14 protein-coding genes are annotated in these 14,671 nt (G+C 66.8%); 2 read left to right on the forward strand and 12 right to left on the reverse strand.

The genetic code is table 11. The annotated features are described in order from the left end of the window. Positions 1-18: 18 nt before the first annotated feature. The 3 genes from D0T21_RS13370 to D0T21_RS13380 all read right to left on the reverse strand — a co-directional run bounded on the left by D0T21_RS13370 (position 19) and on the right by D0T21_RS13380 (position 3,984). Entirely contained in the window at positions 19-1,926 is a 1,908-nt protein-coding gene (locus D0T21_RS13370; protein WP_116990084.1) for an MFS transporter, read from the reverse strand. A gap of 113 nt (positions 1,927-2,039) precedes the next feature. Beyond that, positions 2,040-3,341, reverse strand: coding sequence for an ATP-binding protein (locus D0T21_RS13375; protein WP_229211469.1), 1,302 nt, complete (start codon positions 3,339-3,341; stop codon positions 2,040-2,042). 4 nt (positions 3,342-3,345) lie between these two features. After that, positions 3,346-3,984, reverse strand: a complete 639-nt coding sequence (locus D0T21_RS13380; protein WP_116990086.1) for a response regulator transcription factor — start codon at positions 3,982-3,984, stop codon at positions 3,346-3,348. Positions 3,985-4,135: 151 nt separating this feature from the next. Between D0T21_RS13380 and D0T21_RS13385 the strand changes: the two genes are divergently transcribed. Both D0T21_RS13385 and D0T21_RS13390 read left to right on the forward strand, forming a co-directional pair. Next, entirely contained in the window at positions 4,136-4,768 is a 633-nt protein-coding gene (locus D0T21_RS13385; protein ID WP_116990087.1) for an energy transducer TonB, read from the forward strand. Positions 4,769-4,851: 83 nt separating this feature from the next. After that, a complete protein-coding gene (locus D0T21_RS13390; protein ID WP_229211470.1) occupies positions 4,852-5,709 on the forward strand; it encodes a polysaccharide deacetylase family protein in 858 nt (285 codons plus the stop codon). On the opposite strand, the gene D0T21_RS13395 is transcribed toward D0T21_RS13390, so the two are convergent. Genes D0T21_RS13395 through D0T21_RS13435 form a run of 9 tightly spaced genes read right to left on the reverse strand, consistent with a single transcriptional unit; the run spans position 5,686 to position 14,667 of the window. Then, positions 5,686-6,321: a 4'-phosphopantetheinyl transferase superfamily protein gene (locus D0T21_RS13395; RefSeq protein WP_116990088.1), complete on the reverse strand. Its 636-nt coding sequence runs from the start codon at positions 6,319-6,321 to the stop codon at positions 5,686-5,688. The two genes, D0T21_RS13390 and D0T21_RS13395, sit on opposite strands and share 24 nt — an antisense overlap. Position 6,322: 1 nt before the next feature. After that, a complete protein-coding gene (locus tag D0T21_RS13400; RefSeq protein WP_116990089.1) occupies positions 6,323-7,555 on the reverse strand; it encodes a beta-ketoacyl-ACP synthase in 1,233 nt (410 codons plus the stop codon). After that, positions 7,552-8,289 (reverse strand): 3-oxoacyl-ACP reductase FabG, encoded by a 738-nt coding sequence (gene fabG, locus D0T21_RS13405; RefSeq protein WP_116990090.1) that lies wholly within the window; start codon positions 8,287-8,289, stop codon positions 7,552-7,554. Before fabG ends, D0T21_RS13400 begins: the two co-directional genes overlap by 4 nt. Further along, the gene (locus D0T21_RS13410; protein WP_116990091.1) at positions 8,286-8,747 is read right to left on the reverse strand and encodes a hotdog family protein; all 462 of its coding nucleotides are present in this window, start codon (positions 8,745-8,747) and stop codon (positions 8,286-8,288) included. Before D0T21_RS13410 ends, fabG begins: the two co-directional genes overlap by 4 nt. Continuing rightward, on the reverse strand, positions 8,744-9,928 hold the full coding sequence (locus tag D0T21_RS13415; RefSeq protein WP_116990092.1) for a beta-ketoacyl-ACP synthase: 1,185 nt from the start codon (positions 9,926-9,928) through the stop codon (positions 8,744-8,746). Before D0T21_RS13415 ends, D0T21_RS13410 begins: the two co-directional genes overlap by 4 nt. Before the next feature lie 9 nt (positions 9,929-9,937). Then, a complete protein-coding gene (locus tag D0T21_RS13420; protein WP_116990093.1) occupies positions 9,938-10,492 on the reverse strand; it encodes a DUF3261 domain-containing protein in 555 nt (184 codons plus the stop codon). Continuing rightward, a complete protein-coding gene (locus D0T21_RS13425; RefSeq protein WP_116990094.1) occupies positions 10,477-11,715 on the reverse strand; it encodes an NAD(P)/FAD-dependent oxidoreductase in 1,239 nt (412 codons plus the stop codon). The genes D0T21_RS13420 and D0T21_RS13425 overlap by 16 nt, the downstream gene beginning before the upstream one ends. 4 nt (positions 11,716-11,719) lie before the next feature. Next, positions 11,720-14,071, reverse strand: coding sequence for an MMPL family transporter (locus tag D0T21_RS13430; RefSeq protein ID WP_116990095.1), 2,352 nt, complete (start codon positions 14,069-14,071; stop codon positions 11,720-11,722). Then, positions 14,068-14,667, reverse strand: a complete 600-nt coding sequence (locus D0T21_RS13435; protein ID WP_229211472.1) for an outer membrane lipoprotein carrier protein LolA — start codon at positions 14,665-14,667, stop codon at positions 14,068-14,070. The genes D0T21_RS13430 and D0T21_RS13435 overlap by 4 nt, the downstream gene beginning before the upstream one ends. Positions 14,668-14,671: the final 4 nt, after the last annotated feature.

Genomic DNA, 14,671 nt, shown 5'->3' on the forward strand with positions numbered 1-14,671 from the left:
AAAAAGCTGCGCGTGCGCTCACTTCCAATCGCCGCGCAGTTCCAGCACGCGTTCCTGCAAGCCTTCCGGCGTCACGTCCTGCGGCGGCACCGGCACGCCGACCGCCAGCGCCAGCCGCGAACGCAGGCCGGTGCGGAAGGCGCGCTCGAACACATTGGCGCCGCTGCGGCTCAGCAGATGGCCCCACAGCCCGCGCAGCGCCATCGGGATCACCGGCACCTTGGTGCGCTCGACGATCTTGGACACGCCGCCCTTGAACTCGTTGATCTCGCCGGTGCTGGTCAGGCGGCCCTCCGGGAAGATGCACACCAGGTCGCCCTCGTGCAGCGCCTGGGCGATGTCGACATAGGCCTTCTCCATCAGCCACGGGTCTTCCTTGGCCGGCGCGATCGGGATCGCGCGCGCGGTGCGGAAGATCCAGCCCAGCAGCGGCAGCTTGAAGATGCGGTGGTCCATCACGAAGCGGATCGGCCGCGGGCTGGCCGCGCCGATGACGATGGCATCGACATAGCTGACGTGGTTACACACCAGCACCGCCGCGCCTTCGGCCGGAATGCGGTCGGCGTCGATCAGGCGCACGCGGTGCACGGTGTGGATCAGCATCCAGGCCAGGAAGCGCATCAGGAACTCCGGCACCAGCGAGAAGATGTAGACCGCCACCACCGCGTTCAGCGCGGCCGTCACCAGGAACAGCTGCGGAATGGTGAAGCCCTGTCCCAGCAGCACGATGGCCAGGCCGGCCGCCGCCACCATGAACAGCGCGTTGAGGATGTTCATGCCGGCGATGGTGCGCGACATGTGCGCGGGATCGCAGCGGGTCTGGATCAGCGCGAACAGCGGCACGATGAAGAAGCCGCCGAACATGCCGATCAACAGCACGTCGCACAGGATGCGCCACATGCCGTGTTGCAGCATGATGGCGAAGGCGTCCAGGTGCGGGCCGGCGGCCAGCGCGGCGGCGCCGGCGGAAAATCCCTGGCTGGAGAAATACAGGTCGGCGCCGAACACCGACAGGCCGATCGAGCCGAACGGCACCAGGCCGATCTCCACCTTGCGGCCGGACAGGCGCTCGCACAGCAGCGAGCCGCTGCCCACGCCCAGCGAGAACACCGTCAGCAGCAGCACGAACACGCTGTGGTCGCCGTGCAGGTAGTCCTTGGCGTAGACCGGGAACTGCGCCAGCACCAGCGCGCCGTAGAACCAGAACCACGAGTTGCCCAGCATGGACAGGAACACCACGCGGTTCTTGCGCGAGAAGTTGATGTTGCGGAACGATTCGCCGATGAAGTTCCAGCTCACCTTCAGTTCCGGCGCCGGGGCCGGGGCCAGCGGGATGCGATAGCTGGCGATCAGGCCGAGCAGCGCCACGGCGATGGTGGCGACGGCTTCGAAGGCGATGCCGTTGGGCTTTTGCACCACCAGCACCGCGCCCAGGATCTCGCCCAGCAGGATGCCGACAAACGTGCCCATCTCGGTCACGCCATTGCCGCCGATCAGTTCCTCGGGCTTGAGCTGCTGCGGCAGGTAGGCGTATTTGACGGGGCCGAACAGGGTCGAGTGGACGCCCATGCCGACCACGGCGGTGACCAGCAGCCACAAGGTGTGCGTCATCCAGCCGAGGCCGGCGATGCACATGATGGCCACTTCCAGCCATTTGACGAAGCGGGTCAGGCCGGACTTTTCGAACTTGTCGGCCAGCTGGCCGGCGGTGGCCGAGAACAGCACGTAGGGCAGAATGAACAGGCCGGGGATCAGGTTGGTGATCAGCGACGGCGACAGCGTGGTCCAGCTCATCGCGTCGAAGGTCAGCATCACCACCAGCGCGGTCTTGAACAGATTGTCATTGAACGCGCCGAGGAACTGGGTCCAGAAAAACGGCGCGAAGCGGCGTTGCGACAACAGGGAAAACTGATTGGGCTGGCTCATGTCTGCGGCATCCGTTCTGATGGGTGTTACGGAAAGGTTGAACGGATTATAACCCCATGCCGCCAGATCCAAACATGCCAATAAGCAACAAGCTAGCGCCAGATCAATCCAGCTCAGGACATGGACGCTGCCTGCGGAATGAAGATGGCGATGCGCGTGCCGGCGCCGATGGCGGTGCTGATGTCGATGCGGCCGTCGAACGCGGCCACCCGCTCGCGCATGCCGACGATGCCGATGCCGGGCGAGGCCAGCGCGGCGTCGTAGCCGCTGCCGTTGTCGGCGATCTCCATGCGCAGCCCTGCCCCGTCCAGCGACAGGCCCACCGTCACCTGCGTGGCGCGCGCGTGCTTGGCGATGTTGGACAAGGCTTCCTGCATGATGCGGTAGGCCGAGATGCCGATGCCGCTTTCCAGCTGCGCGAACTGTCCGTCCGCGCGGAAGGTGTAGCGGCAGCCGGCGTGCGCGCGGTCGTAATGGCGCACCATCTCCTCCACCGCGCCGTCCAAGCCCAGCATGTCCAGCACTTCGGGACGCAGGCGCCGCACCAGCGTGCGGCCGCTGTTGTAGAGACCCAGCGCCAGCTTGATGATGGACTGCGCGCGCTCGCGCACCTCGCCCGGCGCGCTGACGTCGACGATGCGCTGCGCCTCCAGCCGCGCCGCGATCAGCGTGGCGTTGAGTTCATCGTGAATCTCCAGCGCGATGGTCTTGCGCTCATCCTCGACGGCGGTGTTGACCTTGCGGATCAGGCGGCGCTTTTCCGCATCGGCCGCGCGCAACGCCTGCATCGACGCCTGCAACGATGCGTTCAAGCCGGTCGACAGCTGCCACGCCAGCAGCGCGCAGGCCAGCAGCCCAAGACTGGCCACCAGCAGTTCGACGTAGAAGCGGCGCGTCTGCTTGACCAGCAGCGCCGACGGCGACATCGTCACCCGCACATAGCCCATTGTCTCGACCGCCACGCTGCTGGCGCCGGCCGGTTTGTCCCTCAGATAGGGCTTGCCGTCGGCGGCCAGCATGGTCACGAACATCAACCGCTTGAGCACCGGCGCCTCGTAGTAGCGGGCGTCCGGCTGGCCCGGCGCATGCGCCGAGGCCTGCACCAGCTCATGCCGCTGCGCGTCCAGCACCTCGATGCGATAGATGCTGGCGTCCGAGCGCAGCAGGCCGTTGATGGTCAGCCGCAGGTCGTCGTAGCGGCCCGACAGCAGGCTGAATTCACTGCTCTCGGCCAGCACCTTGGCCACCAGCGGGCCGCGCTCGGCCATCTCCTCGCGCACCTCGGACAGCCGCGAATGGTAGGCGTACCAGACGAAGGTGCTGAACATATAGGCCAGCGGGATGACCGTGACGCACAGCAGCCGCGCACGCACGCTCCAGTGGCGCCAGAAATCCAGCCGCATCGCGAGCCGCATCCGCCTACGGCTCGATCAGGCCGTGCTTGACGGCCAGCCGCGTGATGTAGGCCGGCCGGTGCACGCCCAGTTTTTCCTTCACCGCCTGGCTGATGTTGCTGATGGTTTTGGTGGAGACGTCGAGCTTCTCGGCGATCTCCGCGTTGGTCAGGCCTTCGGCCATCAGCGTGAAGATCTCCAGCGCGCGCTCGTCCAGCTGCGACTGCGGCGACGCGTCGCCGCGCACCGACAGGTTGGCCAGCCGCTCAGCGATCTGCGGCAGGAAGTACAACTCGCCGTCGTGCGCGCGCCGCACCGCAGCCGCCAGGTCGGCCGGATCGCAGTCCTTGGTCATGAAGGCGCGGCCGCCGAGACGATAGGTTTCCTTGATCAGGCTGTCCTGGTCGAACTGGCTGAGGAAGACGATGGCGGCGTCCGGCGCCTGCACCAGGATCTGCTTGGCCACGTCCAGGCCGGTCAGCTGCTCGCCGAAGCGGATATCCAGCACCGCCACATCCGGCTTGAGCTGCAGGTACTGCTCCAGCGCCTCTTCCGGCGTGCGCGCCTGCCCCACCACGTGCAGCCCCTGCCCTTCGAGCGACATCGCGAAGCCTGTCATCACGATGGGATGATCGTCCGCCAGCAAGACCCGTATCTTCTTCACTACTACCTCCTGGAATATTTGCTACCCGATGGTGGAAGCATACCACACCATCGCCACGCAAAATATTCCCTGAATTTCCTTTTATTTTGCTATTGCATGGAATAGTATACTTCCAGTATATAGCAATTCATACCACCACAAAGGAGCAACTATGCATCAGAAAAAGAATCTCACCGGTCTCACCGTCGTGGCCCTGTTGCACGTGGCGTTGCTGGCGGCCTTCCTGCACGGCTCCAAGCTGACGGTGTTCCGGGTGAAGGAATCGGTGATCGACCTGACGCCGACCGTGCCCGTGCCGCCGCCACCGAAAGTGATGCCGCCCGACGTGCCGCTGCCCAAGCTGGCCCCGCCGGACATCTTCGTGCCGCAGGTGGAAACGCCGGTGCTGCCGTCCAACCCGCCGCCGGTGACGGCGCGGCCGCTGACGGACCAGCCGCCGTCGCAGCCGTCCCAGCCGGGGATCGCCGAGCCGGGCGCGAAAACGGTGGTGAAAGCGGCGCCGCAGCTAGTGGCGGCGGTGGTGGACGCCAAGGCCTGCGCCAAGCCTGACTATCCCAAGTCCGCGCTGCGCAACGGCGATACCGGCATCGTCACGCTGGCACTGCTGATCGGCACCGACGGCCGGGTGGCCGATTCGAAGGTGGAGAAATCCAGCGGCTTCCGGGAACTGGACCGCGCGGCCCAGACCGGCCTGGGTCTGTGCAAATTCAAGCCCGGCACCGTGGACGGCGTGCCGCAGCAATCCTGGACCAGGATGCAGTATGTGTGGAGCCTGGACGAGTAAGCCCGGAAGCGCCCGGGAGCGGGGCCGCTCCGGCAAAACCACGTACAATATCGGTCCCGCTCCACACGCCATGCCAACTGCCCGTGTCCAACCATTTTTCCCGCCTGCTGCTGGTCCTCTGCTCGCTGCTGCTGGGCCCTTGCGCCGTAGCCCAGGATGCGCCGCCTGCTCCGATACGCTTCCTGCTGACGTTCGACGACGGCCCGGCCGCCGCCGACAGCAACAATCCGACCGTGCATATCCTCGAAACGCTGGCCAGCAACCCGCTGCAGGACCACATCAAGGCGGTCTTCTTCACCCAGACCCGCGCCTGGCATGGCGGCGGCACGGCGGTCGGCCGCACCCTGATACGGCGCGAATACGACGAAGGCCATGTGGTCGCGCTGCACAGCGCCACCACCTTCCATTCGAACCACCGCCTCATGAGCCGCGCAGCGCTGGACGAATCGATGCAGCGCGGCGTCGACGACCTGATCGCCACCACCGGCGTCGCGCCAAAGCTGGTGCGACCGCCCTTCTGGGCCTACAACGCCGATACGCTGGAGTCCTACCACCAGCACGGCATGCGCATGCTGCTGACCGACCTCAGTGCCAATGACGGCAAGATCTACGGCGTCAACTTCAGCTGGCACAAGCGCTCCAATATGCTCACGCATCTGGCCGAAACCCGCAAACGCTGGGCCGCCGGCGCCATGCCATCGGTCGACGGCAGCACGCCGGTGGTGGTCACCTTCCACGACGTGAACACCTACACCTCGCGCCACATCCAGGAGTACCTGGAGATCCTGCTCGACGTCGCCCGTGAACTCGACGTGCCGCTGGCCGCCAAGCCGTTCTACGACGAGCGCGCGGAACTGGAGCGCGCGGCGCTGGCCCGCACCGTCGACGATGCCGGCACCGATCAACCCCTGCCGGGTCTATGGAATTGGCTGTGGCGATGACGGCAGCATAACGAGCTCCATCCGTGGCGGCGCCGCCAGCGGCAAGGCGCTGTACAACACCACCGACAATTCCTCGTGCGGCACATCGCGACGATGCGCATGCGCCGTCCCGCCCAGCTTGAAGCGCGCTTCCTTCCCGCTCCACAAACCGTAAAAGCCGGCCACGCGCTGCGCCTCATCCAACGCCTGCAAACGCGCCCACTGCGCCATCTCGTCCGCATCGAAAGCCTGCGCCGCCAATGCCGCCAGATCGCGCTGCGGATCGCGCATTTCGATATCCAGTCCCAGCGCCGTCTGCGCGCTCACGGCGCATGCCACCCAGCGGCCGCTGTGCGAGATGCTGAAGCCGGGTACACGGCCGCGTACCTTGGGCACCTTCAGCAAAGGCGCCCCGCCGGGGATGTCTTCCAGCTCGATATCGCGCGGCGCCACGCCCAGCAAGGAGCCCAGCGCCATGCGCAACAACACCCGACCCGCAACGAACTGACGTTGCCGCTGCGCGCGCACGAAGCGCCGGTAGCGCGCCATCTCGCTCGCCGACAACCAGTCCAGCAGATCGCCATCCGCCACGGCGTCGGCGTCGGTCATCCAGAGCGAGGCCGCGACGCTCATGCTACTTGACGTACCGTTTGAAAATCAGCGACGTGTTGATGCCGCCGAAAGCGAAATTATTCGACATCACATACTCGCATTCCAATCGACGGCCTTCGCCGGCGATGTAGTCCAGCGCCGCACACGCCGGATCGATCGCATCCAGATTGATGGTCGGCGCAAACCAGCCCTCGCGCATCATCTCGATGCTGATCCAGGCTTCCAGCGCGCCGCAGGCGCCAAGCGTGTGGCCCATGTAGCTCTTGAGGGAACTGATGGGCGTGGCGCCGCCGAACACCGCCAGCGTCGCCTGCGACTCGGCGATGTCGCCCTGGTGGGTGCCGGTGCCGTGCGCGTTGATGTAGCCGATATCCGACGGCTGCAACCCGGCGTCCTGCAAGGCCAACTGCATCGCCTTCTGCATGGTGGCCGCATTCGGCTGGGTGACATGGCAACCGTCGCTGTTGGTGCCGAAACCGACCAGCTCCGCGTGGATCACGGCGCCGCGCGCCTGCGCGTGATCCAGGTCTTCCAGGATCAGGCAGCCGGCGCCTTCGCCGATCACCAGGCCATCGCGGCCGCCGTCGAACGGCCTGGGCGTGGTGTGGCCGGCGTCGTTGCGGGTGCTGGTGGCGAACAGGGTGTCGAACACCGCCGCCTCGGTGGCGCACAGCTCCTCGGCGCCGCCGGCCACCATCGCCAGCTGCTTGCCGCCGCGGATAGCCTCGTAGGCGTAGCCTATGCCCTGGCTGCCGGAGGTGCAGGCGCTGGAGGTGGTGATCACGCGGCCGGTGATGCCGAAGAAGACGCCGATGTTCACCGGCGCCGTATGCGCCATCATCTTGATGTAGGTGGTGGCGTTGATGCCCTTGGTGGTGCGCTCCTCCATCATGCGGCCGAAGTCGCCGATGGCGCTCGGCGTGCCCGCCGACGAGCCGAAGGACACGCCCATGTCGCCGCCCTTGAGCAGCGGGTGCTCCAGCAGGCCGGCGTCGGCCAGCGCCAGTTCGCTGGCGCGCGTGGCCATCAGGGCGACGCGGCCCATGCTGCGGATCGCCTTGCGGTGATAGCGTTCGTTCAGTTCGAATGGCGCGGCCGGCGCGCCCAGGCGCGTGTTCAGGCCTTCGTAGTCCTCCCAGTCCGCCATGCGCACCACGGCGTTGCGGTACTGGCCCAGACGCTCGCGTATCGTGGCCCAGTCGTTGCCGATCGGGCTGATGCCGGCCATGCCGGTGACGGCGACGCGGCGGCTCATGCCAGGCCGCCGTTGACGGAGATGACCTGGCGCGTGATATAGCCCGCCTCTTCGCCGATCAGGAAGCTGACGGCCGCCGCCACCTCCTCCGGCTTGCCGACGCGGCGCGCCGGTATCATCTTCAGCGCTTCTTCCATCGGCACCTCGCTGGTCATGTCGGTTTCGATCAACCCCGGCGCCACGCAGTTGACGGTGATGGCGCGCTTGGCCAGTTCCAGCGCCAGCGCCTTGGTGGCGCCGATGATCCCGGCCTTGGCCGCGCTGTAGTTGACCTGGCCGCGATTGCCGATCAATCCGGACACCGACGCCAGCGTGACGATGCGGCCCGGCTTGCGGCGCTGGACCAGCGGCATCACCAGAGGATTGAGCACGTTGTAGAAGCCGTCCAGGTTCGTTTTCAACACGATGTCCCAGTCCTCGCCGGACATCGCCGGGAAGACGTTGTCGCGCGCGACGCCGGCGTTGCACACCACGCCGTAGTAGCAGCCATGCTGCTCGATGTCCGCTTCCAGCGCGGCGGCGGTGGCGGCGCGGTCGCCGATATCGAACTGCAGCACGCGCACCGCGCGGCCCATTTCGGCGATCTGCTGCGCGACCGCATCGGCCTCCGCGCGCTGGCTGCGGCAATGCAGCACCACGTCGTAGCCGTCGCGCGCGAGGCGCAGCGCAATCGCCTTACCGATGCCGCGCGACGATCCCGTCACCAGCACGCTCATGGACTTGTTCTGATTCATACTACGTTTCCATCTTCGAGAAATTGTTTGACATTAGCGGGCTGGTACACCGTCACCGTGGCCGTCGCCACGCCGCTTGCACCGCCGACGACATCGATGCGGCAGTCGAACGCACCCAGGCCGTTTTCGCCCTGCAGCACACGGTGCACGTGCACCCGCAGCACGCTGCCCGTGGCGAACAGCGGCACGCCGCAGGCATATTTGCGCGATCCGAGCAGCAAGCCCACCTTGACCGCCTCGCTGCGCTGCCAGGCCACCCAGCCGGCGTGCGCGGCGATCGCCTGCGCCATGTATTCGATGCCTACCCAGGCGCCGACGCCGCCCTCTCCCGCCAGCGTGCTGCCGGCGTGGATGGTCACCTCGGCGCAGAGGTTGTCGGTGTCGGCGCTCAGCACCCGGTCGAGCAGCAGCATCGTGCCGGAATGCGGCACCAGTTCGCGCACGTCCGGCATCGTCATGCGGTCCTCCCCAGCAGCAGCGCCGCATTGGAGCCGCCGAACGCGAATGAGCTGCTCAGCACATGGCGCAAGGGACGGCCCAGCGCCGCGCCGCGCGCCACCAGGTTCAGCGCCGGCAGCGCCGGATCGGCCATGCCGTCCCACAGGTGCGGCGGCAAGCGGCCTTGCGGATTATCGTCCTGCATGGCGAGCCAGCACAAGGCCGCCTCGATCGCGGCCGCCGCGCCCAGCGTGTGGCCGGTGAAGGGCTTGGTGGAACTGACCGCAACCTCGTGGCCGAACAAGGCCGCGATCGCGCCCGACTCCATCGCGTCGTTCTGGCGCGTCGCCGTGCCGTGCATGTTGATATAGTCGATCTGCGCCGCCGCCACGCCGCCGCGTTCCAGCGCCTGCGTCATCGCCAGCCGCGCGCCCACGCCGGCCGGATCGGGGGCCGACATGTGATGGCCGTCCGACGATTCGCCCCAGCCCAGCAAGGCGACTATGGCGGCATCAGCGCTCATCAGGAACAAAGCCGCGCCCTCCCCGATGTTGATGCCGTCGCGATTGGCGCTCATCGGATTGCACTGCGCCGCGCTGACCGACTCCAGCGCGGCGAAACCGGCCACCGTGAAGGCGCACAGCGAATCGACCCCGCCGGTCAGCACCGCGTCGCACAAGCCCATCTTGATCAGGCGCGCGGCGCCAGCCATGGCCTTGGCGCTCGACGAGCAGGCGCTGGAATGCACATAGGCCGGCCCGGCCAGGCCCAGCTCCCACGCCAGCATCTCGGCGAGCGATCCCATCTCCTGCTGGCCGTAGTCGAAGTCCTGCGGCAACGCGCCGCCGGCCGCATGGCCGGCCATGGCCCGTTCCGCCTCGCCTATGCCGGAAGTGCTGGTGCCGAGCACCACGCCGACGCGGCCGGCGCCGTAGCGCGCGACCGCCGCATCCACCTGGGGACGGATCTGCGCCAAGGCCGCCAAAGCCAGCGCGTTGTTGCGGCTGCGCTGGCGCTGCGGCAGATGCGCCACGGACGGCAGTTCCTCCTGCACGCGCCCCAGCGGCAGCTGGCGGCCGGGCGAAAAGCTATCGGTGGCCGCCAGCCCTGTCTCGCCCGCGTACAGGCGCGCCTTCACCTGCGCCGGGCTGTCGCCCAATGCGCAAACAATGCCGCAAGCGTTCAGATAAAATTTCAACATACGTCGGTCTCAGTCGGTAGGCGCCGCAAACTGTATTGTCAGCTTATAGTGATATCGTAAATTGTCCAGCACCACGGTGCCGCTCCAGCGCGGTGTGCCGCTGTAGGAGATCTGCATGATCGGTTGATCGTCCAGCAACAGCGTGCGGTGCGCGCCCTGCTCGGCAACGCGCCAGCCCGGCGGCAGCGCGGCGGCGATCGCCTCGGCCGGCCACAGGGTCAGCTGCATATCCTCCAGCACGTCCTCGGCGCGTACCTGCGACGGCAGCATCACGTGCCGCCACGAGGTCAGCTCCTTGCCGTCGTAATGCAGCGTCAGCACGCGCTGGCTAAACGCCAGGCCGACGACGTCGATCGCGTCCGGCTCCACTTGCAGTGCGACGTCGAGATCATCGGTGCGGCCATTGCGCTCGACCTTCAAGTGCTGCTGCACGCTGATCGAAGTGCCCAGCGCCGCCGGCGCCAGTTTCAGTCCCAGGCGGGCCTGCGGCGGCGTGGTGGCGCAGGCGGCCAGCAACAACGCTGCAAGCAAGGGCGCGCAGCGACGCATCAGCCTTGCGCGCATACCGCCTCCAGTGCCGCCAGGCGGCGCGACGTCTCCTTGACGAACGGATTGCTCAGGTCCCAGGCATAGCCGGCCAGGATGGCTGAAATCATGCGTTTCACTTCCGGCTGTTGATTCTCATGGAAGATGATGGTCTGGAAGCCGCCGGCATACCATGACTCGACAAAGGCGCGGAACGTATCCACCCCCTTGCGCAGCGGCGCGCCGAAGTCGGCTTGCCAATCCACCTGCTCGCCGGCGAACTGACGCTCCAGCACCGCGGCGGCCAGGCTGGCCGACTTGAAGGCGATGGTCACGCCCGACGAGAAGACCGGATCGAGGAACTCGCCCGCATTGCCCAGCAAGGCGTAGCCCTCGCCCCACAGCTTGTCGACGTTGGCCGAGTAGCCGACGATCTGGCGCGCCGGCGTATCCCACCTGGCATGGGCCAGCAACGCCGACAGCGACGGTTCCTCCGCCACGATCGCTTGCAGGCGCTCGGTGGCGCTGCCCTGGTAGCGATCGAGGAAGCTGGTCTCCGCCACCACGCCCAGCGAACAACGGCCGCCGGCAAACGGAATGGTCCAGAACCAGACGTCGCAATGCTGGGGATGCACGGTGACGCGTATCTTGGTGCGGTCGAAATCACCGCCGTGGATACCGTCTGCAATGTGCGTGAAGATCGCGCCGCGCACCGGGAAGTTGGACGGCGTTTCCAGTTTCAGGAGGCGCGGCAGGACGCGGCCAAAACCGCTGGCATCCAGTATGAAGCCGGCGCGAACCTGATACTGCTCGCCATCCGCCCGCTTGACAGTGACCAGGGCGGGAACTCCTTTCGTGCCCAGTTCGATATTCAGCACTTCATGACGATAGCGCACCTCGGCGCCGAAACGCTCCGCCTCCTTGGCCAGAATATGATCGAAGTCGGCGCGCTGCACCTGGTAGGTGGTGCCCCATCCGGCCGAATGCTTATCGCGGAAATCGAAATCGGTATAGCGGCCGTTGCGCATGAACGCCGCGCCGTTCTTGAACTGGAAGCCCGCTTCGACCACCGCCTGCAGCATGCCCGCCTGCTCCAGATAGGCCATGCTTTGCGGCAGCAGGCTCTCGCCGATGGAAAAGCGTGGGAACTGTTCGCGTTCGATCACCAGCACCTGGCGCCCCTGCTGGCGCAGCAGCGCGGCGGCCACCGAGCCTGCGGGGCCGGCGCCGACGATCAGGATTTCAACGGCTTCGATGTTCATTGCGTCAGTCATATGTGCTTTCGTTGGCGGAGCCAAAACAGGGAACAATCAACCAGACCAGCGCGGTCCCCAGCAGCATCGTCAGGCCGAACGCCTGCAACGCCGGTGTGGAACTCAGTCCCAGCAGACCGAAGGACAAAATCGTATTCGCCGCCGACATACCGACCGCCAGCCACGGCGTGCGGTCGCTGCGGTCGGGATGCTCTTGCATGAAGATGCCGTAGTCGACGCCAACGCCCAGCAGCAGCATCAGCGCCAGCACGTGGAACAGCTGGAGGTTTTGCGACGCCATGCCGAGCAGGGCCAGCGTGGCGATGCTGGCCAGCGCGGTCGGCGCCAGCACGCGCCAGGTGCGGCGGCGGTAGCGCGGGAACAGCAGCGCAAACACCACCACGTAGGCACCCAGCACCACCCAGCTCATATACTGGCGATAGCGGCCCAGCACCGACGAAATCTCGGCCACCTTGTCGACCCACTGCACGCCCTGCAATCCGTCGGCGGCCTGCAGCACCTGCGGCACGGCGGCGCCGGACAGGCCGCGCAAGGCGACGATGCTGGCGTAGACGCCTTTGACGTCGCCCAGCCAAAGATGGCGCCACGGCTCGCTGGCGGGGGTCTTCAGGAAATCGTCCAGCGTCAGCGGCGCTGCGGCGCTGCGCAAACCGGCGGCGGTGGCGGCCACCCATTGCGCGTCCTCGCCGGTTTGCGCGGCGATCGCGTGCAGCGGGCCGCCCGCTGCCAGCAGTTTTTCTTCGATCAGCTGGCGGCGTGCGGCCTGCGTGCGCGCGGACGGCACCCAGTTCGACATCGCCTGGTAGCCGGAGATGCGGTGCGTCGCCACCATCGGATCCAGCCGCGCCTTCAGCGTTTCTTCACGTTGCAGCACCATCTCGGCGGAATCGCCGCGTACCAGGAAATACTGCACCGGCGTCGGCGCGTCCAGCAGCTTGCTCAACTTGATCTGATCGGCGATCAGGTGCTTGGGCGGATTTTGCAGCAGGCGGATGTCGTCGTTGGCGCCCAGGCGGCTGACGCCATAGCCCGCCGCCAGCGCGAACGCCACAGTGGCCAGCAGCGTTGCGCGGTTCATGCGCAACAGCGGCCAGCGCTGCAAGGCCGCGCCATAGACACGTACCAGCGCCCCGCTCTTCAGCGTGCGGCCGCCGATCAGCGCCGGGAACCAGCACACCACCGTCAGCCACGCGAACACCAGGCCGAGCGCGGAAAACACCGCCATCTGGCGCAGGCCGGGGAACGGCGTCAACGCCAGTCCCATGTAGCCGATCACCGCCGCCAGCAAGGTCAGGCCCAGGCCCGGCAGCAGGCGTTTCAACAGCGCCGGCGACGCCAGCTTTTCATCGGCCGCGAGGCGGTTGCACAGGAAGTAGATGCCGTAGTCCTGCGCCACGCCGATCAGGCTCGCGCCGAACACCAACGTCATCAGGTGGACGCGGCCGAACAGCAGCCAGCACACCGACAGCGCGCCGAGGCAGCCGATGCCGATCGACAGCAGGATCAGCGAAATCGGCTTGAACGAATGGAAGGCAAACCACATCAGCAGCACGATGCCCAGCAGCGAGCCAATGCCGATGGTGGACACCTCGCCGCTGGCCTGGGCGCTGGCGTTGGCCGCGTGCAGGATCACGCCGGCCTGTATCAATTCAACTTGCGGCAGCGCCTTGCGGGCGGCGTCGCCGGCCTGCTTCAGCAACGGCAGCACGGTTTCCTGCGCCGTCATCGACAGCGCCGGCACTTTCAGCGTTAGCGGCAGCAGTACGTACTGGCGCTGCCCGTCGGCGACGTACAGGTGGCCGTCGCGCGGACGCACCGGCGTTTCCTGCGCGCGCTCCTGCAGCCAGCCAGCGAACAGGCCGAAGGGATCGTCGCGCCACGAGCCCAGGTTCGGGCCACCGAATGGGGCATACAGTTTTGCCAGCGCCGCTTCGAGCCAGAACTGCGGCGGCTGCGCGCGCAACTGCGCCTCCTGCTGCGCCGTCATGAGCGTCAATCGGTGGCGCTGGAACAGGGACAGCCAGTCGTTCTGGGTCTGTTCGTTGATCGGCGTCGCTTCGAATACGTCCGCGCGGGCGGCCAGCACGGCGCTGTAGGCATCCGCCGCGCGCTGAGCGTCCTGCCAGTCGTCCGCGCCGACCAGCACCACCAACCGCTGCTGCGCCGCATCGACCATATGGCTGAACGATTGCTGCAGCACGGGATCGCGCTCCTGCACCGGCAGCAGCGCCATGATGTCGGTATCCGGCGCGATGCGCTGCACCAGCCACAGATAGGCGTTATGCCCCAGCAGCAGGCAGACCACCAGGGCCCACAGCAGCGCGAGTTGGCGGGTACGGATCAAAACAGCGCCGCCTCTTCCTTGGTCATCGCGGCCTCACCGGCCTGGATCGCCGAGAACACGATGGTGGTGCGGTCGCCGGCGGCGTCGCCCATGACGATGGTCTTGACGTAGGCGCCGCCATCGAGCTTGATGGTGCCGATGGCCTTTTCCAGCCCCGGCTGGCGCGGCTTGAGCATGACGTTCCAGCTGTTGGCGTCAACCGTGCCGTCCACCTCGAACAGCGCCTCCAGCTGCCCCAGGTCGCCGGACAGCAGCGAGAACAGCACGTTGTTGATCATGCGGACGGTCGGTTCGGTCTTGGCGTCCAGGCGCATCGCCACGCGGTCGCCCTGGTAGTTGACAATCTCGTCGCGCGTCAGGCGCAGCGTGCTGGGGAAAGGCTGCAAGGTGCGCCACAACACGCCCTTGCCGGCGACCACGCAGAAACGGCCGTTGGCGGCCAGTGGCTTCTTCATGCCGGCCAGCTGCTTGCTCTGGTCGAAACGGCCGCACATCACCGGCGGCTTGGCCAGCATGGCCTGGATCTTCGCCACCGGAGCGGCGGCATGGGCCTGGCCCAGCGCAGCCAGCGCAACGGCCAGCAATATCGATTTCATGTTC

This window comes from Duganella sp. BJB476 (assembly GCF_003416895.1).
GTDB lineage: Bacteria > Pseudomonadota > Gammaproteobacteria > Burkholderiales > Burkholderiaceae_D > Rugamonas.